This window comes from Chryseobacterium sp. FH1 (genome assembly GCF_000735135.1).
Taxonomy (GTDB): Bacteria; Bacteroidota; Bacteroidia; order Flavobacteriales; family Weeksellaceae; genus Epilithonimonas.
On record NZ_JPLZ01000008.1, the window covers coordinates 76,322 to 99,725 of the forward strand.

Genomic DNA, 23,404 nt, shown 5'->3' on the forward strand with positions numbered 1-23,404 from the left:
TAATTTTAGCTAACATTAAATAAAAACCAGAACAACTATGAACTTAATCCAAAAATTGAACTTCAGTTTTTTGCTATGCATTTTTCCATTGTTGGTTTTTGGAAATATGGCGAAACCTTGGGTCGATGGCTCGCAACATTCTGTTTTGTTTGGCTCATCGAATGCTGTGGTCAAAAGGGAAATAATTGATATCCGTTTGATCAAAGAACCTGTAGATCAATATTATTACGCTGAATACAAGATCAAATACTACATCTATTCCGACGAAAAGCAAACGCTTCCTTTGGTCTTTTTGGCGCTAGGTATTAGCAACGAAAAAGAAATTAAGATCAACAATCGTCCAGCTTCAATTCAAAAATTGAATTTTGAGAAAAACGATTATTCTTTCATCGAAAAGAAAAAAGACGGTATGTTTTTAAAATATTCCGAAGACTCGGAAATCATCGTCAATCCAGAAGAATTAATCTATTTCTCAGCAAATCTAGCGAAAGGAGAAAATGTCATAGAAGTCAAGTACGATGCGTTTCTCCAATACAACACTTTTGGTTTTATCAGGAATTACGAATTGGAATATTCACTTTATCCATCAAAGTTTTGGAAATCTTTTGGACCCATCGAAGTTAATTTGAAGATTGATGATGATGCAGAAATCACAGAATCAAATCTTGGGGATTTTGACATCAAAGACAATCTCGCAAAATGGATCATCAAATCTGGAAATCACGAGAATATTAAAATTACAATATCAGAGAAAACGTCAGTCTTCTCAAAGGTTCTGATGTTTATCGATCCTTTGGGAATTGCATTTTTAGGACTTATCGGCCTGTTTTTAATCAATTTAAAATTATTAAGAAGAAATGCGAAAACCTATGTTTTTGTCTTAGGAATTATTTTGGTTCCAATCCTTTTTTATGTGATCTATTTTTTGTCTTATGATTTGATCAACCTCAGTCTAGGAAAAAAACACACGAAACACGGCTACATCTTTTTCATCGTTTTTACCTATCCTTTTCTGCTTTTATTTTACTGGTTGGTAATGTGGCAAATTCGAAAAAGAATTAAGATTCAAAATTAATTAAATCAGATTTACTATTATGAAAAAAATATTGGCTCCATTTATACCTCTGGTAATGGTTGTTTTCGTGTTGCAAGCTTGTGAAAAAAAAGTCGAAAATTCATCTAAAGAAAATTCAGTTCAAAAAAATATTGATGTAGAAAAAAAACTTACAGAATTTAAAAGTTTGTTGAGACCAAATGAAAATATTGAACTCGGGAAAATCTACACAGACACTGTGAATTTTGTAGATTTCATGGATTATACTGATGATTATCTTTTTGTCGTAAAGAAAAGTAAGGATACAATCCATTTGATTTTTAATAAAGACAATCCGAAGTTTGTAAGGGGAAACAAGCTGGAAATCAAATGGAAAATGGACAGTTTGAGACCTGCAGGCGACCCAGATTTCTTAGATTATCAGGAATTTTTGATTTCTTCAAAAAAGCTTAGTAATGAAATTTCGAAAAGAGATTTTTCTAAAGTCAAGAATCAATCTTTCGTGATCAGTTGTGGAACTGGCTGTGCGATGACTCATAATATCAAAAAAGTTGAAGAAATCAACCCAAAATCTATCAAAGTGACTTTTGAAATAGATACGTACATCGACCAAGAGCAGACTGAGACGTTTGATGAAATTTATACTTTCTATTATGACAATGCGAAGATTCTTAAAAAAATCACCAGAGAAGGCGAAGCAGAAAATGCGCTAGACAACTTTATGGGAAGCGCAAAACAATCGTTCGAGGAATTTGCAGTAAAACTGGCTAATTAACAAAAATGAAAAACGCCCACAATACATTTCTACCACTGATTTCGTTTATTGTCATTTTGCAAGCTTGTGAAAATAAAACGGAGCGAAAAATCCTTCAGGAAACTAAAATTGAAATGCCAAAAGACAGTTCAAATCTAAAAACAACGCCGATTGAAAAACTTGAAAAAGATATTACATACGATTTCACGGTTGAGAAAATTGATTCGTTAGAATATCGTTCTATAAAAAGGAAAACGACGCCAATCAAGAAAAAGCTGGTAAAAATAACGGATATCAATCAAGCTAAAAAATTATTGAAAGGCATTGTTGAATTTGATGAGAATCCAGATTTTGGAGTGAATCCTGCTGTCAAAAAAATACATTTCAGAAATGGAAAGACTTATGGAAATGACAAAGAATTTGACTACTACTTTTTCATTGCCTACTATCCTGAAGAAGATATTTTGCTTTGCGAAGGCGGACATTCGACCGACATTAGTTTTAATTTGAAAAACGGAAAAGAAACTGAGGAAACTGGAAATCCAGACCTCATCAATTCTTCACCAAATGAAATTTTCAGAATCAATGGAAGTTATGATGGGCAGGAATGTTTGGGCTATTTCATTCAGAAGAAAATCAATGGCGAATTTGTGAAGATCATTGATTTGGAGAAGGACTTCAAGAAGGAAACATCCATTATGCTGTGCAATATCCGTGATGGTTTTTGGATTGATGACCACACATTTTATCTGGAAAAATATGACTTCGATTATGAATCTGGAAAGTACAAATTTTTCAAAATAAAGATTATCGAGAAGTAAATATTTCAAAAATAAATGAAAATTGATTTGACTTAATGATGAACCTTACTTAAAAACTCAAATATGAAAAACACAAATACTTGCTTTTTATTTCTAATGATTTTGTTTGGTTTCGCCTTTCAATCCTGCAAAAAGGAAACGGAAATCATTAATGAAAAGAAAACCGACACAGCAATCATCAAGTCAGATTTTACTGAAATAGATTCTGGAGAACAATACGAAGAATCTGACGAAGACCCAACTTATAACTTTCCAAAAACAGGAAACAAAGCATCAGATTTTTTGATAGAACCAGATGTTTTTGAAATCCAATATGAGACTGAAGGCGATCTAAACAATGATGGCCTGCGCGATATCGTTTTTGTCAGAAAAGATAAAAAAAGCAAAATGGCTTCCCGCTCTTTGCTCGTGCTTTTGCAAAATAAAGACAAAAGCTATCGCCTTGACAAAGTTTCGAACACTGTAATGCCCGATGAATACACGGAAAGTGGTTACAAAATATATGATACGGAAACGATTAGCATCGAAAAAGGCGAACTTAACATCGATTTGTATGGAACCGGCCCGACTGGAAATCTTTTCAGTACGTTCAAATATTCTGGAAACCAATTGCTTTTGACACATATCGAAACTTACAATATGGGAGCGGGAAGTCATCAATCTCTGAATTATGATCTGGTAAAAGGTGTACTGAAGCAGGAAATCATCAATACGATGGAAGAAGAAATGCCGTCCGAGGAGAAAATATTTCATCTGAAAAAAGAAAAGCACGAGTTTGAGAACAGCTCTCCGGATCAGATTATCCAAGATGCTTACAAAGTCATTGACAGCAGATAAACTTAGAACCTGTTTAAATTTCATCAAAATTATTTCCCCGACCCTAAAGGGAGTAATTTTGATGAAATTTTCAAGGCGTTTTTCCACCCTTTAGGGTTGGGGAAAAGAAAAATGCTTTGAAAATTTTATTTTTTAATCATTTTTAAACAGGCTCTCAGGTTTTGATTTTATTTAAATAAAAAAAACTACCCAAGCAATTGAGTAGTTTTATATTTTTCACAAAGGACTGATATTAATGTCCAGAATGACCGTCTTCGCCATGAGCGTGACCGTGAGCCAATTCTTCTTCTGTGGCAGGACGTGCGTTCAGAATTTCAACATCGAAGAACAAACTTTTCCCCGCCATTGGATGGTTCAAATCTACTGTTACAGCTTCTGGAGTTACTTCCAAAACCATTGCTTGGAAATTGTTTCCGTTGTTGTCGGAAAGTGGTAAAACGGCGCCAACTGGAGGCAATTCCTGACCTTCAAACATATCAACTGGTAATTGCGTCACGGCTTGAGGATCTCTCTCGCCATAGCCTTCGCCTGGTGCAATCTCGAAAGACGCTTTGTCGCCAATTGTCAAGTCTTTGATTTCTTCTTCGAATTTTGGAATCATCATTCCAACGCCATAAAGAAATGTCAAAGCATTTTCTGCAGAAGTCTCTTCTACAAATACTTTTTCTCCATTTTCATCATTAGTATGTAGCACATATTTTAGAGTTACTACGTGATTTTTGTCTAATGCCATTTTAAATTATTTAATATTATAAATTTTTGGGTGATATCATTCGTGATGTATCACACTGCAAAATTAAGCTTTTGAAAATTAAGTGTTGAAAATTGGAAATAAAACTTCTTTTTAATCTTTTTCTTTTCCGAAATTTTTCTTGAACTTCGCAGAATGGCAAAACTTAAACCTCAAATTATTCTTTTTATCGCTTTAGTTTTTTCAATAACAATCAGTTTTCAGAAAAACAAGAAACTTAATATTATTGAAACAAAAGTCGATGAATTAGAATTTTTACCTATTAATTAGAATGGCAAAACTCAAAACTCTATATTTCTGTCAGAATTGTGGCGCACAATATTCGCAATGGCACGGGCAATGCAAAACCTGTGGCGAATGGAATACACTTGTGGAAGAGATCGTTGAAAAATCCACGAAATCTGTAGCGACAAAATCCAAATCTTCCATCATCAACATTATCGAGGTGGAAGCCATAGAAGAACCAAGGATCGTGACACCTTCCGAAGAACTCAACCGCGTTTTGGGTGGCGGAATCGTCTTAGGTTCTGTCACATTGATCGGCGGTGAACCAGGCATCGGAAAATCGACTTTGCTTCTTCAACTCGCTTTGAAAATGAAGAAAAAGATCCTGTACGTTTCGGGCGAGGAAAGTGCATCACAGATCAAAATGAGAGCCGACCGATTGGCGGAAGTCAAGAACCCGAACTGTTTCCTTTTCACAGAAACTTCTTTGGAAAAGATCATCCACGAGGCCACGAAACTGATGCCCGATTTTGTCATTATTGATTCTATTCAGACTTTGCAATCGCAATTGATAGAAAGTTCGCCAGGAACCGTTTCACAAATTAGAGAATGTTCCAATGAGATCATCAAGTTTGCCAAAGAAAATAATATTCCGGTATTTCTTGTGGGACACATTACGAAAGACGGACAAATCGCAGGACCAAAGGTTTTGGAACATATGGTGGATGTGGTTCTTAATTTTGATGGCGACAGAAATCATCTCTTCAGATTGCTGAGAGCAAATAAAAACCGTTTCGGTTCCACTTCAGAGATCGGAATTTACGAGATGATCTCCACCGGTTTGAAAGAGATTAAAAACCCATCTGAGATTCTCATTACGAAGAAATTTGAAGAACTTTCCGGAAATTCTGTTGCAGTAACTTTGGAAGGCAATCGACCGATGTTGCTGGAAATTCAGGCTTTGGTTTCCACTGCGGTCTATGGAACGCCACAAAGAAGTTCGACTGGTTTTGATTCCAAAAGATTGAATATGTTGCTCGCAGTTCTGGAAAAACGCGCCGGTTTCCAGCTTGGTTCCAAAGATGTTTTCCTTAATATCACTGGCGGAATAAAAACTGACGATCCAGCTTTGGATCTGGCTGTTATCGCTTCAATCTTATCGAGTAATGAAGACATTGCTATTTCGGAACATTATTGTTTTGCAGGCGAAATTGGTTTGAGTGGTGAAATTCGTCCCGTTGCTCAGGTAGAACAACGCATCACCGAGGCAGAGAAGTTGGGTTATGAGAAAATTTTCATTTCTAACCTTAATAAATTACCAAAGAAGAAATTCGGAATCAAAGTTGAGGAAATAAGTAAGATAGAGGACTTTGTGGAAAGACTTTTTTAGATTGATTTTAAAAAGTATATACTTTTGGTATATTATTTTGTATATTTACTTTAATAAAATCAAAGAAAATGAAAACTATTTCTTTAAAAATAGAAGACGATATTTTTTCTGAAACAGAAATGATTCTTTCCAAACATAAGAAACCGAGAAATCGCTATATCAATGAAGCTTTGGATTTTTACAACAAAATTCAACAACGAGAAATCCTAAAAGCAAAACTCAGAAAAAGTTCTTTGTTGGTGAGGGAAGACAATATGGAGATTTTGAAAGAATTTGAAAATTTGGAAGATGGTTTATAATCAATTTGAAATTTGGATTGCAGACCTCAATCCGCAAATTGGTTCTGAAACTGGAAAAACTAGACCTGTTTTGATTGTTCAAACCAATTTGCTAAACGAAGTTGAACACAGCTCTACAATTGTTTGCCCCATAACTACAAAGGTTAGAAATGCAGAATTCATCCGCATTTTCTTAGATTCTAAAAAGAATAATATGTTTGAAGATTGCGAAATCATGATTGACCAATTGAGAGCAGTTGACAACAAAAGATTCATAAAAAAAATTGGAAATATCTCTTCAGAAAAAATTGAAGAAGTGAAAGCCAGCCTGAAAATAGTTTTAGATTTAGATTAAATGAACTACCTCGCCCACTCCATCCTCTCATTTACCAACGGACAACTCGTTGGCAATATGATTGCGGATTTCATAAAAAACAAGGAGCGGGAAAATTTTCCTTTGGAGATTCAGGAAGGCATCAAACTTCATCGGGCGATTGATACTTTTACCGATTCTCATCCGGCTGTTTCGGAGGCTAAAAAAATTTTCAGTCCTTGGGTTAGACTTTATTCTGGTGCATTTGTAGATGTAGCTTTCGATTATTTTGTAGCACATCTTTATTCGGAAGCTGAATTAAAAGTACATTCAGGGAAAGTTTATAAAATCCTTTGGGAAAATGAAGAGTGGCTTCCAGAAAATTACAGAAGAATGCTTGTGAGAATGGAACAAGATGATTGGCTTTCCAATTACAGACAAGACCAAGGCATCAAATTCAGTATGCAAAATGTCCTCCACAAAGCGACTTATCTGGAAAAGGACATTCCAGTCTTTGATGCATTTCTTAGAAATAAAGAGGAACTCCAAAAATGTTTTGATAAGTTCTACCCAGATCTGTTATCGGAATGTGAAAGAGAGTTCAACCCTAGAGAATTCTATTAAGTTACGAATACAAAATATTACAACAAAATAGATATTAATAACCCTTTATCATTAGATTTTTAATACTTTTGTGGTCACAACAAAATCGTGGATCCAAAAAGAAAACTTACTCTAGTTATATTCATATTTTCGTGCACACTTTTCATTAATGCGCAAGAATTTTCTGTTAAAAGAATAGACAGCCTGATTTCCAGCAGTTTCCAACTAGCCGATCGCAACAAAGCTATTGAGATAAGTCAGAAAACCTATAAAGATTCTGATAACAACGGCTATTATCTGGGAAAAGCACAATCTTTAAAAGCCAGGATTAATTCTTACCTTGGTCTGGGCGAGCAGCAAAAAGCTTTAGAAACCGCAGACCTCCTACTTGCAATTGCGACCAAAGAAAATGATTACTATCACTCTGTACAAGCATTGATTGCAAAAGCCTTGGCATTTTCATATTTAGGTTTTTTTGACAAAGCTTACGAAACCAATAAAAATGCAGAAAAACTTTGTGAAAATGTAAAAGACCACGACGAGTTTAACAGTTCCATGGGACAGATCTATTCCGGCAGATCTGAAATCATGAATTTGCAATATTTAGACTCAAGCAAAATCATTCATAATGATCTGAAAAGTATTGAATATTACAAAAAGATTAAAAATGAGAAAAAGAGAAATGGTTGGTTGGCCATCCAATATTCTAGTTTAGGCTACACCTATATTGATCTTGAAAAATACAATGACGCCTTAGCATCCAATCGAATGGCGTATTCACTTGCAAAAAAAGTTAACGATTCTATCAATCAAGCTTTTGGATTGTACGGCATTGGAAATACCTATTTGGAAATGAACAAATTGGACAGTTCTGTCCATTATTACAAGCAAGCCCTCCCAATCTTCGAAAAAGCGCAAGATATGTATAGGTTACAATATATCTACGAAGACCTAGCTACCATTTATGAGAAATTTGGTGAAGATAAGTTGTATACATTTTATTCTAAAAAAGCGAAGGAGTTAAGCGATATTACCAGAAAGAAGGAAAAAATAGAAACTGATAAAGTTGCCAAAAACATTTTAGAACTTGAGAAAACAGGTTGGAACAAAAATCTTTACTACATAATAGCCGGATTTCTGATATTTTTTGCAGTAAAAATGTATTTCACAATCAGATTTTTCAAGCGTTATAAAAGAGAAAAGAAAGAGAGAGAGGCCATAAACGATATTCAGACAGACTGTCTAGTCACTGAATTTGAGCAAAAAATAAATGCTTCTTTCACAGAATTATTGGAGCTTGCAAAATCTAATGACTCCTCTTTCCTAAGCAGATTCACAGAAATATATCCCGATTTCCATAAAAAACTGACGGACAAGTATCCTGATATGACCAGTGGACAATTGGCATTCTGCGCATTACTTAAACTCAACTTTTCTACCAAGGAAATCGCCAGTTGTAGTCACATTTCTGTGAGAAGTGTGGAGATGAAAAAGAGCAGGCTTAGAAAACAGTTGAACATTTCGTCTGATGTTGATCTCAACAATTGGATGATGAATTTCTAATAAATGTTATCAATCTCGAATTTATCATTTTAATTATCAACAACTTGCAATCATGTAGTAGATATGTTGTAGGTGTTTTTTTGGTAATATTATGTTAAATAGCAATCTTTGTTGCAGATTTAAAAATCGACTAAAAACCAAAAAAAAATTTATTGCCTTAAAGCACCGCGCTTAGATTCTGAAAACACAGACGGAACATCAGTCCAATGACGATGATGTTCATTAATTCGAGATTATCAGCAACTTTTTTTTCAATTTACTTGGAAATATTTCCATATCAAATGCTGATAAAATAAAGCTCCCGATTTGAAAAAGATCTGGGGTTTTTTATTTTCCGGGATTAGTCTTGCCGATCGATGAGAATTTTGTTTACAGTATTATCTTTTCTTTTTTATTCTAACATTTTTCATTTGATTAAAATTGCTGATGAAGATAACGATTCGGATACGTCAACTTTTCGCTTTTCCTCTCGCCGTTTACGATAATGTGTATGATATTCATTTGGTCATCAAAAAGATTATAGAGAAAACTAACTGCGGTTTCTACTTTCTTGGGAGCAGAAATCGGTTCAGATTCCAAGTAGACATTCACGCTTTCGTGGTCTTCTTCATAGCCAACAAAATTGATTTTAACAAATTGATTATCAGATTTTAACTTGATATACTCTGCGGAATAATTTTTTAATTGCTTATTGATTTCTGACTTTGATTTCGAATCAAGAAAATGGACAGACTTCCCATATTTTTTATTGAGGGCATTTTCCAGATCATCCATAAAAAACTTGCCCACGATCTCGAATGTTTTGGATTTTGTATTATAATTAAATTCCATCGAACCTACGTGATAGGGATGTGGATAGAAAGAAACAATACAAAGGAGAAAAGAGCAAAGAATAAAGACTATCAGGGATTTTTTCATCATCGAAACGTAATTGAAAATCAAAATTAATCATTATTTTCGTACGGTTTTCAGAAATTAAAAACGATGAAGGATTTTCTATTTTATTTGCAACTGGGTTGGGATCATATTATGTCTTTGGACGCCTTGGATCATCAGCTTTTTATTTTGGCTTTGATTGCATCTTACAGTTTCAAAGATTTTAAGAAATTACTGATTCTAGTTACCGCTTTTACAATTGGACATTGCATCACTTTGGCGCTGTCGAGTTTTGATATCATCCGCGTGAAAAGCAGTTGGGTTGAATTCCTGATTCCTTGCACGATTGTCATTACGGCTTTGGATAATATTCTGTTGCGTGGCAAAAGACCTTATCAATATTATTTTGCATTATTTTTCGGATTGATCCACGGGATGGGATTTGCGAATACGGCGAGAATGATGCTGGCAAAAGAACAAAGCATTACAGTTCCGCTTTTAGGCTTCAATATCGGGCTTGAATTGGGACAGATTGCAATGGTTTTGATCATCTTGACCATCTTCACCATTTTATCAAAACTCACTAAGATGAATCAACGCGAATGGCTCCTCATCACTTCGTCCGCTTCAGGTGCGCTTGCATTGCAAATGGCTTTGGAAAGGTTGCCGTTTTGAGGAATAAATGACTGCTCTATTTTTATTAATGACTTAGATTATTAAACTAACATCTTGATTCATAATAAAATCGAATTTTAAAAATTAAATAATTATTGTAACTTTGTTGCTAATTAATGAAGACATCTGTTTTACATATCGAAAAGCCTAATAAAAATGTAGTTAACGTTTTTATGTCTTTACGTGCTGAAAAAGAAGCAAAGAAAAGCAAGGTCAAAAACAACGTTTCTAATAAAACTTTTAAAAAAATCTAAAGGTTAGATTTGGAATGCGACATTCCTTTTGAAACCTCAGAAGGCAATAAATACATTTTATCTTTTACATTATTCAATCAATCCAATGTTCCTATAAAGACGTCAATTATAGATATTAGTCTTGTCTCGATAAATCAGATTTCTTTAACAAATTCAATAAAAACTTTCAATTATATCATTAAAGTTATTTCAGATTATATAATTGATAAAAATGTGATTTTATATTACTACTGTGACATTTCTGAAATTTTCTACCGAGGTTCCAGAAAAATTGAAAGCTATCAGGAATATAGATTTAATCTTTTCAATTCCTTATTTCAGAAAGTGAGTAATCCGGATTTATTCTTAAAAAAATATTATCATAGAAGATAAACTTAATGGCAATCACTACATTTCTTTAATTTACAAAGAAAATTCCAAAGAAGAAATCGAACAATTAGCTATTGAGATCGCTAAACTACAGAAATAAGCTCAACGAGATAAAGTTTTTTAGATTGAGATTTATTAAAGTTTGTTTAAAAGTGCACATTTACTTCAAAACATTCCACCTCGGAATGACAGCCAACAAACCTAAGCCAATAAACAAAAACAAGACTGTAACATCGGAATACAAGAATGTGCTGAGGAAATAATTGTGCAGGAAGAAATGGACCGCTACAAACAGCGGAAAAAGGATGACACCAATTTTTCTGAAAAAGATAATCAAAAGCCAACTGAGCACAACCAAAACATCAACACCAAACGTGTAATAGAAAAAACCTTGTGGAATATTGATCTGCTTATGAAGCGAATATTCTGCAACGTCAGTATTAATACTAAGCAAAAAAACGAGCAACACCAATCCGAAAATGAGGTAATAATCCTTGTTGTTTTTGAAACTTCTGTCTATTGATTCCATCCTATAAAAATATAAAAAAAGAGCTTACAAAAGTAAGCCCTTTCTATAGAAATTCTACTAACTAACTATATACTAACCGCGTTTATCAAACGGTTCTTATCACTGATGTACTCCTCCATAGAGATCATACTTTCTGTTCTCATTACGTCCTGAATATCATCTATTTGATAAATGATCTTCTTCGCATCTTCTGTATTTTTCGCTTTCATTTTGCAGAAAATGTTATATTTTCCAGAAGTCACACTTGCCTCTACCACGTTTGGAATCAAAGCCAATTGCTTTAATACTTCCTGAGTGTGGTTTGATTTTGTAAGCAAGATTCCGATGAACGCTGTGAAGTTGTAATCCAACTTGCTGTAATCTATGTTAAGAGAAGATCCCAAAATAATACCTGCGTCTTCCATTTTTTTAACTCTTACGTGGATAGTTCCTGCAGAAACATCCATTTGCTTTGCAATTTCCGTAAAAGGCATTCTAGTGTTTTCTACTAAGAAATCAAGAATTTTTTTATCGATATCGTCTAATTGATAGTTCATTTTGATTTTATTATTTATTTAAAATATATCTAACTTTTTTGCAAATTTAGAAAAAATTAAATTAACTAAAAACAAAACTTAAAACATTAACAGCTTTTAACAAAACCATCATAATCGATGATAATTATCATTTTATTGCCTCATTTTTTAAGGAATCTTCTTTATTTTGCTCTACCACTGCTGAGTCTCTTTTTATCCTTTCGCGTCTTTTGAAGATATATTTGAGGGAATTGAAACTTTTACTGTACACAACACCAACGCCGTAACTCTGATTGAGCGCATTTGCCGTTCCCAATCCAAGGTTGGAAGGTTTGGAATAGGCTCGGAACAATCTACTTCCATTGTTGTTTCTGCTCCAGTCATACTCGATGGTTCCTTCGGCTGACAGCAAGTTGTTGCTTGTATTATCCAACCTCGTAATCGGAACTCCAAGTCCCGTTTTCAATTTGAATCTTGGAGACAATGCAAAACTAACGCTCGTGTTTGCTCTGTCGCCGGTATTGGAATTCGGATCGCCACTGATGTAATCCAGATTCACCTGGAATGCGCTACTAATTGTATTAAGAACAGATCCCAACTGCTTGAACAACATATTGTAACCTGTATTGATCGCTGTATTTTGAAGATTAAAATCCAGTCCGCCACTATTCACAACATTGAAGTTGTTGAGCACCAAAACAGACCCAAACTGAATCGTTCGTTCATCCTGATTATTCATTTTGGTTGCCAACGTTTCTCTCACTTCAGAGGAACTGTCTGGAGCGGAAACTCCAAATTCAATCTCAGGTTTTGTCAGCGTATTGGTAATTTTCGTCGTCAACACAACGTTGATTGGTTGCGCGAGAGACATTGCCAAATAATCGCCGGCGTTGGTAACGGTTCTTGTATAATTTGCAGTGATGTCAAGATCCGGAGACATCGGACTTCCACTCCATTGGATACTACTGTTTCGTGCAATTTGGAACGTTCTGTCCAAGATAGCCTTGGAAACAAAAGTTCCGTTGTCCACCGTGTAAGTTCCGTTCATAATGATATTGCCACTTCTCTCCATTCGGAATTTCAAATGATCGGCGTCACCTTTCACAGTAATGCTTCCCACATCGTCACCGACCAAAACATTCACCAAAGTGCCTTTATCAACGGAAATATCAAAATCCATCAACATATTGGCGCCAGATTTTTTCTTTTTCTCAACAGAGATTCCGCCCTCGTCATCACGTTTTAAAAACCTTAGAATTTTGAATTCGTCCACATTCGCCTTTGAAGCACTGTTGAACGTAAATGTACTATTATTAAGGACTTTCAAACCGTCATTTGGTGTTGAAATCTCCAAGCCTGAAACTGGTCCACTGACATAGACGTCGCCTTGACCATAAACACGTCCCCAAAACAAATCATTGTCATCCTGAGTATTATTAATGACCAAAAGATTATCAGCACGCATAATTAAGTTGATCCCAAGAGAAGACAAAGTCTCAAACTGGATAGATCCGGAAATACTTCCTTTGGAATTTGAACGTCCGTCTTTGATTCCGATGTTATTGAGCAAAGCCAAACCTCGGGAAAGATTGATGACGGTATCATCGAAAGAATAATCCACACCTGTGAACATCAATTTCAAACCGAAACCTTTCAACGCGAGATCACCACTGTAATCTATGTCGTTCAGCGGACCAGAAATCTTCAAATCGCCAGTGGCCTTTCCCCGGAAGTTCCCAAATATTTCTTTTACAAATTGTTGCGCGAAACCAAGATCAAACTCGTTCATCTTCGCGTTTACATCCAAAACTGGCGAATCGGGATTATTGTCAATCGTTCCTGTAACATCCAAACTATTATGACCCAAAAGATCAGACGACAACGCTTTGATGCTCACATCAAAAACATTGGGTTTTTCGCTTTTAGTAATGTTCGTCACCAGATTTCCCATCGCTTTGCCATTCATAAAAATATCGTTCACGCTGAGATCCACCAAAGGTTCCAAATTGGTTCCATTTTTCCTGATTTGAATGGTTCCATTCGCAACACCTTTGATCTCTAAGGCATTTTTATCTTTTGCAAAAGCCAAGAGTTTCGAAATATCGAGATTTTTGACTTCGGCATCTGCAGTAAAATCTTTTCCGGAAACGAAATCCGCATTTTTGATGAGAAGCTCACTTTCATCAGAAAAAATTCGAAGATTCTCTATGACAAAATCCTTCTCCTTTTTACGAAAAGTAATGGAATGATTGAGTTCCGGACTCGTATCAATGCTCCAGGCCACATCATTGAACTTCACCGTTGTAGGTTCAAATCTCATAATGTAATCGCCGGCAGGATTTGTGGTTTGATTAATGTTGACAGCATATTCCTTCAACTGTTTCGCCGTTTCGTCCTCCAAACTTCCAAGCTTGAAAACCGTTCCGATGCGAAGCACTTGAGAATTTTCACTATTCGCCGTGAGTTTTACGTCTTGCAAAACATTGTTGCCGTACTGCGCTCTTTTCACCGTTGCCAGCAATTGCTGATTCAAATCTGCTGTGTTCACTCGCAAACTTAGACTATCGACCATTGCGCTGTCACTCGCTTTATTCAAATCGGGTTGATAAGTCGCGTCGGTTTCGGCAAGGAATTTTTCGGCTTCGCTAAGTTCTTTCTTGCTGGTCAAGACATATTTGATGTAAGACGCATCGGCATTCAGAACTAAATCGTTTGTATTTCCTATGTAGTTTCCGGAGACTTTTGCACCATTTTTCAATTCCAAATCCTTCATAAAGAAAGACACCAGACCTTGCTTCACATCAAAATCGAAATCGAAACTTTGTCCGTTGTAAGTTTTCTTCGGTGGGTTGCCTACCAATATTTTATTGATGCTATTCGTCACCATATTCCCAATATCCTCCAGATTGAATTTCCCCGAAACTCTTCCCGTCACCGCTCCAGGCGCATCTACGGAAACAATTCGGTTTCCATCTTCGAAAAAAGCTTTCACTTTGGAATCGGGAATTTCAAGTTTTTGATCGGTAGAATTGAGCGTCAAACCTTTGATGTCTGCATCCAGATTTAGATCATTGAGATTGGTCATCGAGATTTTTCCGTTCACCAGACCGCTTATCGAATTGGTGTCAGCCAAATTAACGCCGAAATATTTTAAATTAACATATTTGATATCCGCCACAAAATCTGCAAACAATCTTTTAGTCGAAAAATCCACAATACCTTTGAAAGTCCCTTTCGCATTGGGATCATTGGCATTCAGGTTTCCGGTGAATCGTCTTTTATTCAGAACACCGTCAATGGCAATATTATTCAGATTTTTGCCCATCAGTTCGATGTGGGCGACATCAGATTTTGTCTTGATGTACATCGTATTCACATCAAAACCTTCCCCCTGAACATCGAATTTCCCAGAGATCAATCCAACTTGTTTGTTCTTGGTCAATGCCGTGACGTTCAAATCTTTTACATCTACGTAACCTCTATATTTCGGACGTTTTGTGCTGTAATCCACAAGATTGAAATCCTTCATTTTCGCTTGTCCAATGCCTGTGATCACTTGTCCGCTGGCGAAAATCTGTTTCGGATTGACCCGCACGGAACCATTGTATTTCATCCTTCCAAAATCGTCAGCAATATTTCCCAATTTTGTTGAAATGAAATTCGGGAGTGAGGCTTTCAAAGCTTTGTACGTGAAGTCGGCTGAGACATTTTTACTTTCGATGAAGAATTTCTTATCGATGACACCGTTGATTCTAAGATTTTTGGTATTCAGATTTACATCCTGAGAACGGATCAGGAAATTGCTCAAAGTGAAATCATTCAGCGGGCCAGTCATCGTTCCGGATACATTGATCGGCGTGTAATTGTCCCAATCTGTCACAAAATAACTCAAATCATAACCACTGATCTGACTTCCCGGAATCATCTTCAAATCCCAACTCACCTTGTGTCCAAAGTCTGCAAATTTGGTTTTAGGATCGAGATTCAGAACCGCTTCACCTTGCAAAAGTGAATGGTCTGTATTGATGGTCATATTCCCAAACTTCAAATGTTTTTTCGTCAGTTCAAAATTGGTGGAAAATGTATCGACAATGTGTTGTTTGCCGTATCGTTTTGTAATCAAACTAAAATTCCGAATATCCGCAAAAACGTCTGCTCCCTCTACTTTTAGAGAAGTCACGTTAAGATTAACTTTTCTTGCATCCAGCCATCTTCCCGCTTCTCCCGGACTATTTTCATTAACGATACTCGCCACGCCGTTGATGAGATCGATCTTCATATTCATCTTGAACTTCGGCTTCTTCGGATCTACCGGCGTATCCGACTGGAAATTATCCACATATCTGATAAAATTACTGATACTGTCGCCTTTGTAGGTAATCACTCGAATCACGGGATCCACGATTGTTGCTTGATTGAATTTAATATCTCTCGTGTTGAAAGCTAGCGCAAACCAATCCGAATCTACACGCAATTCTCTGGCTTTTACAAATTCATAATTTTTATAATCTTTGATATGAAGACCTTTGATCTTAACATCGCCGAAAAAATTAACTTCTACATCTTCCACAGACATTCTCATTTTGAAGTCGTTGTTAAGAAGTTTGATGGCCTCGTTCGCGATGTAACGTTTGGTAACCGGCAGATTGATGGCCACGAAAAGCAAAACAATCAAGCCCAATATCCCGAAAAAGATATAGTTGAGAATCCTCCAGAAAAGTGAAGTCTTTTTCTTTTTGACAGGTTGGTCAATATGAGGATCTTCGTTTGTTGTGTTTTTATTTTCTAAATTTGCCATCTATTATGAGTGGATCAATTATTTTAGGTATCGAGTCTTCTTGTGACGACACTTCCGCAGCCATCATCAGCGGCAACAAAATCCTTTCCAATGTTGCTGCCAATCAGGAAATACATAATGAATATGGTGGTGTTGTCCCAGAGTTGGCATCCAGAGCACATCAGCAAAACATCATTCCTGTCGTGGAAAAAGCTTTTTCCAAAGCAAATATACAACAAAATGATATTTGTGCGATTGGTTTCACGCGTGGCCCCGGACTTTTGGGATCGTTGCTTGTGGGAACCTCTTTCGCAAAATCTTTGGCGATGAGTCTGGACGTTCCGCTGATAGAAGTCAACCACCTTCAGGCGCACATTCTGGCTCATTTTATCGACGATGCAAATCCAACTTCGCCTACTTTTCCATTTCTTTGTTTGACGGTTTCTGGCGGTCACACAATGATTGTCTTGGTGAAGGATCATTTCGAAATGGAGATCATCGGGAAAACCATAGACGACGCCGCGGGCGAAGCTTTTGACAAAATCGGAAAGATCTTTGACCTCGATTATCCGGCTGGGCCAATCATCGACAAGTTGGCGAAAGAGGGAAATCCCGACGCTTTCCAGTTCAACAAACCGAGAATGGAGAACTATGATTATTCATTTAGTGGGATTAAAACCTCGGTGCTTTATTTTATTCAGAAAGAAGTGAGGAAAAATCCGGATTTCATCAAGGAAAATCTGAATGATCTTTGTGCTTCTGTTCAAAAATCGATCATTGAAATCTTGATGAACAAATTGGAAAAAGCTTCAGTTGACCTTAATATCAAAGATGTTGCGATTGCCGGCGGTGTTTCTGCCAACTCAGCTTTGAGAAAAGCGATGGAAAATAATCAGGAAAAACTCGGCTGGAACATCTTCATCCCAAAATTCGAATACACGACAGACAACGCGGCGATGATTGCGATGGTTGCCAAATTGAAATATGAACGTGGCGAGTTTACGGATATTCGGACTACTGCGACTGCGAAGTATGATTTGTAGAAAAGCTGGAGGCTAGAAGTTGGAAGTCTGAAGTTTTAAATCAACAATATTTTAATCAAATGAAAAGATTTATTTTTATAATGATGTTTTTTCAATTTTATAAATATTTTTCGCAAGAATCTAATTTGGATAAATGTGATATGAAATTGATACAGTTGGACTTTCAAAAACTGTAATATTTAAAATTAATCATAATCAATAAACGGAGTACAGAAATTAAAGCTTTCTAATGAATTCAGTGAAGTAAGAATCTAGCTGACCCACAAAGTAGAAAAATCTTAGAGCCTGTTTAAAAATGATTAAAAAATAGAATTTTCAAAGCATTTTTCTTTTCCCCAACCCTAAAGGGTGGAAAAACACCTTGAAAATTTCATCAAAATTACTCCCTTTAGGGTCGGGGAAAAGAATTTTGATGAAATTTAAACAGGCTCTTTAATAAAAAAAATTCAGCTAAATAAAACCTATGAAAATACTACTAGAAGAAAAACAACTAGGAAAACAATCTAAAAAAAGTTCAAAGTTTTATTGGATTTTAGAAACGATAACTGGTAAAACTGAAACTACAGAAGAGTCGGAAGATTTTGATTTGATAAGTTCTGAGAAAGGTTATCTTCAAGATGTCAAAGAAGAAATTCTGGAAAAGATCAATGCTGAGAATGTCTTTAGTGTTGCTTATGAGCCAAAAGAAGGGGACTATCTTTCCATCAAAAACAACCTGAGAAAACAGGAATATCTCAATCTGATTTTCCTCAACAACAATTGGGTCGAGGAAATTTACCAATGTTCGCTCAGGGAATGTGACACCGATATTTACACGACAATCAAAACTGGCGTTGCTTTCTTTAGCGAAAACGAAATCGCGTTTCAAAACATCAAGTAAAAAATATTTCGCACATCAATTTAAAGCATTGAAATCTAAACTTTAAAACTTATTTTTGCAAAAAATAAAAAAGTTATGGCTTCAGGATTCTTTGCAATCTTAGATGATATTGGCGCATTGATGGACGACATCGCGGTGACCAGTAAACTCGCTACAAAAAAAACAGCTGGAATCCTAGGCGACGATTTGGCAGTGAATGCCGAAAAAGCAACCGGTTTCCTTTCGTCCCGCGAAATTCCTGTTCTGTGGGCGATTACCAAAGGTTCATTTATCAACAAACTCATCATTCTCCCAATAGTTTTCCTGCTGAAATGGTTGTACGAACCGGCTATCAACTATATTTTGATTCTTGGTGGAATTTATTTGGCTTACGAAGGAATGGAGAAAATCGTAGAATTCCTTTTCCACCGCGATAAAAAAGGCCACGAAGTTGTTCAGGAAAGCACTTTGCCAGAAGAAGACGAAAACTCGGAAAAGTCGAAAATCAGTTCGGCGATCAAGACAGATTTTATCCTTTCTTTGGAGATTGTCATTATTGCTTTAGGAACAGCGTTAGAAAAACAACACCCTTTGATCACCCAGATCATCAGTGTTTCTTTTGTGGCCATCATCGCAACAGTCGGTGTTTATGGACTCGTAGCATTGATTGTCAGAATGGATGATGCTGGATATTTTCTACAAAAAAAATCCCACAACAAAGGTTTCTTTAATGGACTTGGACAAGTTCTGATCAAAGCTTTGCCAATTGTCATCAAGGTTCTTGGCGTTGTTGGAACAGTTGCATTGCTTTTGGTTTCTGGCGGGATTTTCCACCATTACATCGATGCCGTTCATCATTGGGTTTCAGAGAATATTCCAGCAAACGTTCCGGAGCAAGTGCCACAATTTGGATTGGGAATTGTGTTTGGATTGGTTGCGGTTTTATTGGCGACAGTTGGTAAGAAAATATTTTCTGCAGTGAAACCTGCAAAGAAATAATACTTGAACCACATAGACACATAGAAAATATTTTCAAGATTGATAAGCAGGATAAATAGCTATTTGATCTTCATTAATTAAAAAATCTTTTGTGCCTATTTGGTTAGAATTTAAAATTAATATAAAATGAAACTTTTCTTTGGACAAATTTTCCCCGAAATAATAATTGATTCTGATGAGCAACAGCACATTACAAAAGTTCTCAGAATGCGTGAAGGTGAAGAAATTTTCCTGACCGATGGAAAAGGAAATCTTGCCAAAGGCACATTAGTTTTCGAAGGAAAAAAAGTTTCTCTCAACGTTTCTGAGATCAAAGAAAATCTACCTGATTTCTCTCCAAAACTTCATATCGCAATCGCACCAACTAAGAACATCGACAGAATCGAATTCTTCTTGGAAAAAGCAGTCGAAATGGGAATTTCAGAAGTTAGTTTTATACTAACCGAGCAAACCGAACGCAAAAATATCAGCATCGAAAAATTGCGAAAACAAGCTATTGGCGCTTCGAAACAAAGTTTGCGTTCTCACTTTCCAAAAATCAATGATCTTCAAAAGTTTTCTGAGTTTATAAAAAATTTAAATCCGGAAAATACTTTTGTCGCACATTGTAATGAGAATTTGGAAAGAATTAGTTTGAACGCGCTTCAAGAATCTCAGCTTGACAAAATTGAAGCTTACACATTTCTAATCGGTCCGGAAGGCGATTTTTCTGATAAGGAAATTCAGCTATTGGCGGAGAAAGGCGTCAAAGCTGTTTCGCTTGGCAATCAGAGATTGAGAACGGAAACGGCGGGGATTTTTGTAGCTTCCTGGAATTATGATAAGATGTTCTAGTTTTCTACGTTAACCTTTAAAAATATATTTCCTTTCAAAATTTGAAAGGATTTTTTTATATTTAATAAGTTAAAACATTTCCAAAATGAAAGACTTATTCATCAAACGTTTTCAATATTACAAAGAATTGGGAGACAAATCTCTTGCTCAACTTTCCGGCGAACAAATCTTTTGGCAATACAATGAGGAAAGCAATTCTATTGCGATTATCATAAAACATATCGCTGGAAATATGCTGTCACGCTGGACCAATTTCCTAACCGAAGACGGTGAAAAACCTTGGCGAAACCGAGATTCGGAATTTGAAAATACCTTCAAAACCAAAGAAGAAGTTTTGGAATATTGGGAAAAAGGTTGGCTTTGTCTGTTCGAAGCTTTAAATCAAATCACAGATGAAAATCTTAATGCCACAATCTACATCCGTGGCGAAGCGCATTCCGTTGTTGATGCGGTTTTTCGTCAGTTGGCGCATTATCCTTATCACATTGGTCAAATTGTTTACATTGCCAAAATGATGAAAAATGAGGATTGGCAAACGCTTTCCATCGCAAGAAATAAGTCAGCCGATTTCAATCTGGAAATGCATTCGAAATTTGATGAACAGGAAAATGCTTCGCCAGTTTGTTTTGCGAAAAGCGATGAAATGAGAGATGATTTTAAGATTTAAATAGGGTAATTTTCCAACCTAAAACTATCGTGTTTGACATTTTTCAGAACTTTTGGCTATGCAAAATTTAAACGCAAAGATTTATCAAATCTTCTGTAATTAAAGCCTGCAAAGAATAACAATAAATTGATTTGATGAAGGCAGAATTATTAAATAAATGAAAAAATCACAGAAATCGTTCAATCAAAAGCTTCATCAATGCAGATTTATCTGTCTTTGCAAGCTTAAATTTTTACAATTTTAAATTAAATCTTTGCGTTTATTTTTTTCCTCACTTACTAAAACTAAAAAACTATGAATCCAAGCATTTGGGAACTCGAAACGTTTTATAGAAAGCGTAATATTGTCATTATCGGTTCAGGATTTACAGGACTTTGGACTGCGATTTCTATCAAAGAAAAATTTCCTGAAAAATCAATTTTAATTATTGAAAGAAATCCGATTCCGACTGGCGCTTCTACAAGAAATGCGGGCTTTGCGTGCTTCGGAAGTTTGACAGAAATTATTTCTGATTCCGAGAAAATGGGTTGGGAGAAAACCTTGGAGTTGGTGAAAATGCGATTCGAAGGTTTGCAGAAGATTCAAAACTATTTTGCTAAAGATGAGATTGATTTTGAATTGTGTGGCGGTTATGAAATTTTGAATGATGAGTCTGCTTTGGAAAAGTTAGATGAAGTGAGTCAACATCTCTTTCCGATTACAAAAACTGAAAACACTTTCAGAATCGTCAATGAAAAAATTGAAGAATTTGGACTGGGAAAATCTGAATATTTGGTTGAGAATCTTTTTGAAGGAAGTTTGCATTCAGGGAAATTATTAATGAAACTTGTAGAAAAATGCCACGAACTGAAGGTGGAATTTCTCTGCGGAACAGAAGTGGAATCTGTTTCAGAATCCGAAAATGAAGTTGAAATCAAAATCAATGAAAAGCAAATTTTAAAATCCGAAAAAGTTATTTTTTGCACAAATGCTTTTAGTTCAAAATTCCTCAAATCAGAAGAAATAATTCCTGCAAGAGGACAAATCATCTTAACAGAACCGATTGAAAATCTGAAACTAAAAGGCACTTTCCATTACGATGAAGGCTTTTATTATTTCAGAAATCTCGGAAACAGAGTTCTTTTGGGAGGCGCAAGAAATCAAGATTTCGAAACCGAAAAAACCACGAATTTTGAAACAACGGAATTTCTGCAAAATCATTTGGAACAATTTTTAAAAGATGTGATTTTACCAAATCTAGATTTCAAAATCGCAATGCGCTGGTCGGGAATTATGGCAATGGGAAGCGAGAAAACGCCGATTGTAAAACAACTTTCTGAAAGACAATTTTGCGCCGTCAGACTTTCCGGAATGGGTGTTGCGCTGGCACCGAAAATTGGGGAAATGGTTTGTAGGATGATTTAAAGATTATTCTCCCTCAGATATTTCTCCAAAATCATATCGCCACTCGGAATCGAATTCTTTGCCCAGCGGATTTTCATTTGAAGTAGTTTTTCTTCGGACAATTTGTAATCGATGTTGGATTTGAGGAGTTTTTGTTTGAGTTCGTACATACAAATGGCGGCGGCGACAGAAACATTGAAGCTTCTCGTGAATCCGAACATTGGGATGGCTAAGGTTTCATCAGCAAAATCCAGAAGTTCGTCCGTTGTTCCCTCCCACTCTGTTCCGAATACCAAAGCCAACGGTTCATCAACTTTGTAATCCGGGAGCATTTTTGCGTTGTTCTCGGCAGAAACGGCGACGATTTTGTAACCTCGTTTCTTGATTTGTTGTAAAGACTCTATCGTTCTCGGCATTTTCTCCACCTCTACCCATGTGTCTGCACCTTTGGTGACTTTCAAATTGGGTTCGAAGAAGTTTTCTTTTTCCATTGCTACGACTTTGTGAAATCCACAAGCTTCCACGCTTCTGACAATTGCAGCAGCGTTTCGGAATTGGTAAATATCTTCCATCACCGGCAAAACGAAATCTGAACTTTCCTGAGCGAAATGTTCGATCTTAGCGAAGCGTTCTGGCGTTAAAAAAGTTTGGAGATATTCGTAGGTAGAATTTGGGTTCAAGGTTTTGTGTTTAAAGTTGGTGGGTGCAAATTTCGGGTTTTTTATTTTTATAAAATGTAGATTTTGAACGCAAAGTCTGCAAAGTTTTTTTGGACAATATTGAAAATATTTTAAGGTTCGCAAAGACGCTGACGCTCAGCGAAGAAATAATTATTTCTCGCAGATTGGGCGGATTTTGCAGATTCAGAGCCTGTTTAAAAATGATTAAAAAATAAAATTTCCAAAGCATTTTTCTTTTCCCCAACCCTAAAGGGTGGAAAAACGTCTTGGAAATTTCATCAAAATTACTCCCTTTAGGGTCGGGGAAATAATTTTGATGAAATTTAAACAGGCTCTCAAAAAAGCACAATTTTGT

22 protein-coding genes are annotated in these 23,404 nt (G+C 36.0%); 16 read left to right on the forward strand and 6 right to left on the reverse strand.

Annotation, left to right across the window (positions count from 1 at the left end; all coding sequences use genetic code 11):
- Nucleotides 1-37: 37 nt before the first annotated feature.
- The 4 genes from IO90_RS17580 (at nucleotide 38) to IO90_RS17595 (ending at nucleotide 3,466) form a co-directional block, all read left to right on the forward strand.
- The gene (locus tag IO90_RS17580; RefSeq protein ID WP_034970540.1) at nucleotides 38-1,075 is read left to right on the forward strand and encodes a hypothetical protein; all 1,038 of its coding nucleotides are present in this window, start codon (nucleotides 38-40) and stop codon (nucleotides 1,073-1,075) included.
- A gap of 19 nt (nucleotides 1,076-1,094) precedes the next feature.
- On the forward strand, nucleotides 1,095-1,829 hold the full coding sequence (locus tag IO90_RS17585) for a hypothetical protein (RefSeq protein ID WP_034970542.1): 735 nt from the start codon (nucleotides 1,095-1,097) through the stop codon (nucleotides 1,827-1,829).
- Nucleotides 1,830-1,834: 5 nt separating this feature from the next.
- Nucleotides 1,835-2,629, forward strand: coding sequence for a hypothetical protein (locus IO90_RS18540; protein ID WP_051878918.1), 795 nt, complete (start codon nucleotides 1,835-1,837; stop codon nucleotides 2,627-2,629).
- A 63-nt stretch (nucleotides 2,630-2,692) separates the two neighbouring features.
- Entirely contained in the window at nucleotides 2,693-3,466 is a 774-nt protein-coding gene (locus tag IO90_RS17595) for a hypothetical protein (RefSeq protein WP_034970545.1), read from the forward strand.
- A gap of 232 nt (nucleotides 3,467-3,698) precedes the next feature.
- On the opposite strand, the gene IO90_RS17600 is transcribed toward IO90_RS17595, so the two are convergent.
- Nucleotides 3,699-4,199, reverse strand: coding sequence for a peptidylprolyl isomerase (locus IO90_RS17600; protein ID WP_034970548.1), 501 nt, complete (start codon nucleotides 4,197-4,199; stop codon nucleotides 3,699-3,701).
- A 289-nt stretch (nucleotides 4,200-4,488) separates the two neighbouring features.
- Between IO90_RS17600 and radA the strand changes: the two genes are divergently transcribed.
- From radA to IO90_RS17625, 5 genes are all read left to right on the forward strand, one after another.
- Complete coding sequence (gene radA / locus IO90_RS17605; RefSeq protein WP_034970550.1) at nucleotides 4,489-5,832, forward strand: DNA repair protein RadA; 1,344 nt, start codon at nucleotides 4,489-4,491, stop codon at nucleotides 5,830-5,832.
- Nucleotides 5,833-5,900: 68 nt separating this feature from the next.
- Nucleotides 5,901-6,131, forward strand: a complete 231-nt coding sequence (locus IO90_RS17610; RefSeq protein WP_034970553.1) for a hypothetical protein — start codon at nucleotides 5,901-5,903, stop codon at nucleotides 6,129-6,131.
- Entirely contained in the window at nucleotides 6,121-6,465 is a 345-nt protein-coding gene (locus IO90_RS17615; protein WP_034970555.1) for a type II toxin-antitoxin system PemK/MazF family toxin, read from the forward strand. Before IO90_RS17610 ends, IO90_RS17615 begins: the two co-directional genes overlap by 11 nt.
- Entirely contained in the window at nucleotides 6,466-7,047 is a 582-nt protein-coding gene (locus IO90_RS17620) for an ACP phosphodiesterase (protein ID WP_051878919.1), read from the forward strand. It abuts the gene before it with no gap.
- Between the two features lie 87 nt (nucleotides 7,048-7,134).
- Entirely contained in the window at nucleotides 7,135-8,589 is a 1,455-nt protein-coding gene (locus tag IO90_RS17625; RefSeq protein WP_034970558.1) for a tetratricopeptide repeat protein, read from the forward strand.
- 414 nt (nucleotides 8,590-9,003) lie between these two features.
- On the opposite strand, the gene IO90_RS17630 is transcribed toward IO90_RS17625, so the two are convergent.
- Nucleotides 9,004-9,510 carry a DUF6702 family protein gene (locus tag IO90_RS17630; RefSeq protein ID WP_316931195.1) on the reverse strand — a complete coding sequence of 169 codons (507 nt, stop codon included), beginning with the start codon at nucleotides 9,508-9,510 and terminating at the stop codon, nucleotides 9,004-9,006.
- A 63-nt stretch (nucleotides 9,511-9,573) separates the two neighbouring features.
- Between IO90_RS17630 and IO90_RS17635 the strand changes: the two genes are divergently transcribed.
- On the forward strand, nucleotides 9,574-10,140 hold the full coding sequence (locus IO90_RS17635) for a HupE/UreJ family protein (RefSeq protein ID WP_034970560.1): 567 nt from the start codon (nucleotides 9,574-9,576) through the stop codon (nucleotides 10,138-10,140).
- Nucleotides 10,141-10,923: 783 nt separating this feature from the next.
- On the opposite strand, the gene IO90_RS17645 is transcribed toward IO90_RS17635, so the two are convergent.
- From IO90_RS17645 to IO90_RS17655, 3 genes are all read right to left on the reverse strand, one after another.
- Nucleotides 10,924-11,292 (reverse strand): hypothetical protein, encoded by a 369-nt coding sequence (locus IO90_RS17645; RefSeq protein WP_034970563.1) that lies wholly within the window; start codon nucleotides 11,290-11,292, stop codon nucleotides 10,924-10,926.
- A 65-nt stretch (nucleotides 11,293-11,357) separates the two neighbouring features.
- Nucleotides 11,358-11,828 (reverse strand): Lrp/AsnC family transcriptional regulator, encoded by a 471-nt coding sequence (locus IO90_RS17650; protein WP_034970566.1) that lies wholly within the window; start codon nucleotides 11,826-11,828, stop codon nucleotides 11,358-11,360.
- Between the two features lie 127 nt (nucleotides 11,829-11,955).
- On the reverse strand, nucleotides 11,956-16,605 hold the full coding sequence (locus IO90_RS17655) for a translocation/assembly module TamB (protein ID WP_076768799.1): 4,650 nt from the start codon (nucleotides 16,603-16,605) through the stop codon (nucleotides 11,956-11,958).
- A 5-nt stretch (nucleotides 16,606-16,610) separates the two neighbouring features.
- Between IO90_RS17655 and tsaD the strand changes: the two genes are divergently transcribed.
- The 6 genes from tsaD (at nucleotide 16,611) to IO90_RS17685 (ending at nucleotide 22,390) form a co-directional block, all read left to right on the forward strand.
- On the forward strand, nucleotides 16,611-17,627 hold the full coding sequence (gene tsaD / locus IO90_RS17660) for a tRNA (adenosine(37)-N6)-threonylcarbamoyltransferase complex transferase subunit TsaD (RefSeq protein ID WP_034970569.1): 1,017 nt from the start codon (nucleotides 16,611-16,613) through the stop codon (nucleotides 17,625-17,627).
- Nucleotides 17,628-18,090: 463 nt separating this feature from the next.
- Entirely contained in the window at nucleotides 18,091-18,507 is a 417-nt protein-coding gene (locus IO90_RS17665; protein WP_034970572.1) for a hypothetical protein, read from the forward strand.
- Between the two features lie 75 nt (nucleotides 18,508-18,582).
- The gene (locus tag IO90_RS17670; RefSeq protein WP_034970575.1) at nucleotides 18,583-19,485 is read left to right on the forward strand and encodes a DUF808 domain-containing protein; all 903 of its coding nucleotides are present in this window, start codon (nucleotides 18,583-18,585) and stop codon (nucleotides 19,483-19,485) included.
- Between the two features lie 126 nt (nucleotides 19,486-19,611).
- The gene (locus tag IO90_RS17675) at nucleotides 19,612-20,319 is read left to right on the forward strand and encodes an RsmE family RNA methyltransferase (protein WP_034970577.1); all 708 of its coding nucleotides are present in this window, start codon (nucleotides 19,612-19,614) and stop codon (nucleotides 20,317-20,319) included.
- A gap of 85 nt (nucleotides 20,320-20,404) precedes the next feature.
- Entirely contained in the window at nucleotides 20,405-20,986 is a 582-nt protein-coding gene (locus IO90_RS17680) for a DUF1572 domain-containing protein (protein ID WP_034970579.1), read from the forward strand.
- Nucleotides 20,987-21,280: 294 nt separating this feature from the next.
- Nucleotides 21,281-22,390 carry an NAD(P)/FAD-dependent oxidoreductase gene (locus IO90_RS17685; RefSeq protein WP_034970581.1) on the forward strand — a complete coding sequence of 370 codons (1,110 nt, stop codon included), beginning with the start codon at nucleotides 21,281-21,283 and terminating at the stop codon, nucleotides 22,388-22,390.
- Here the strand turns inward: IO90_RS17685 and IO90_RS17690 are convergent.
- Complete coding sequence (locus IO90_RS17690; protein WP_034970583.1) at nucleotides 22,387-23,049, reverse strand: TrmH family RNA methyltransferase; 663 nt, start codon at nucleotides 23,047-23,049, stop codon at nucleotides 22,387-22,389. The genes IO90_RS17685 and IO90_RS17690 overlap by 4 nt on opposite strands.
- Nucleotides 23,050-23,404: the final 355 nt, after the last annotated feature.

Bases quoted from the DNA above. Each gene is read 5' to 3' on its own strand.
- IO90_RS17635 (WP_034970560.1), top strand. From the start codon at position 9,574: ATGAAGGATTTTCTATTTTATTTGCAACTGGGTTGGGATCATATTATG.
- IO90_RS17670 (WP_034970575.1), top strand. From the start codon at position 18,583: ATGGCTTCAGGATTCTTTGCAATCTTAGATGATATTGGCGCATTGATG.
- IO90_RS17615 (WP_034970555.1), top strand. From the start codon at position 6,121: ATGGTTTATAATCAATTTGAAATTTGGATTGCAGACCTCAATCCGCAA.
- IO90_RS17610 (WP_034970553.1), top strand. From the start codon at position 5,901: ATGAAAACTATTTCTTTAAAAATAGAAGACGATATTTTTTCTGAAACA.
- IO90_RS17655 (WP_076768799.1), bottom strand. From the start codon at position 16,605: ATGGCAAATTTAGAAAATAAAAACACAACAAACGAAGATCCTCATATT.
- radA (WP_034970550.1), top strand. From the start codon at position 4,489: ATGGCAAAACTCAAAACTCTATATTTCTGTCAGAATTGTGGCGCACAA.
- IO90_RS17630 (WP_316931195.1), bottom strand. From the start codon at position 9,510: ATGATGAAAAAATCCCTGATAGTCTTTATTCTTTGCTCTTTTCTCCTT.
- IO90_RS17585 (WP_034970542.1), top strand. From the start codon at position 1,095: ATGAAAAAAATATTGGCTCCATTTATACCTCTGGTAATGGTTGTTTTC.
- IO90_RS17685 (WP_034970581.1), top strand. From the start codon at position 21,281: ATGAATCCAAGCATTTGGGAACTCGAAACGTTTTATAGAAAGCGTAAT.
- IO90_RS17665 (WP_034970572.1), top strand. From the start codon at position 18,091: ATGAAAATACTACTAGAAGAAAAACAACTAGGAAAACAATCTAAAAAA.
- IO90_RS17680 (WP_034970579.1), top strand. From the start codon at position 20,405: ATGAAAGACTTATTCATCAAACGTTTTCAATATTACAAAGAATTGGGA.
- IO90_RS17675 (WP_034970577.1), top strand. From the start codon at position 19,612: ATGAAACTTTTCTTTGGACAAATTTTCCCCGAAATAATAATTGATTCT.
- IO90_RS17645 (WP_034970563.1), bottom strand. From the start codon at position 11,292: ATGGAATCAATAGACAGAAGTTTCAAAAACAACAAGGATTATTACCTC.
- IO90_RS17650 (WP_034970566.1), bottom strand. From the start codon at position 11,828: ATGAACTATCAATTAGACGATATCGATAAAAAAATTCTTGATTTCTTA.
- tsaD (WP_034970569.1), top strand. From the start codon at position 16,611: ATGAGTGGATCAATTATTTTAGGTATCGAGTCTTCTTGTGACGACACT.
- IO90_RS17600 (WP_034970548.1), bottom strand. From the start codon at position 4,199: ATGGCATTAGACAAAAATCACGTAGTAACTCTAAAATATGTGCTACAT.
- IO90_RS17620 (WP_051878919.1), top strand. From the start codon at position 6,466: ATGAACTACCTCGCCCACTCCATCCTCTCATTTACCAACGGACAACTC.
- IO90_RS17580 (WP_034970540.1), top strand. From the start codon at position 38: ATGAACTTAATCCAAAAATTGAACTTCAGTTTTTTGCTATGCATTTTT.
- IO90_RS18540 (WP_051878918.1), top strand. From the start codon at position 1,835: ATGAAAAACGCCCACAATACATTTCTACCACTGATTTCGTTTATTGTC.
- IO90_RS17595 (WP_034970545.1), top strand. From the start codon at position 2,693: ATGAAAAACACAAATACTTGCTTTTTATTTCTAATGATTTTGTTTGGT.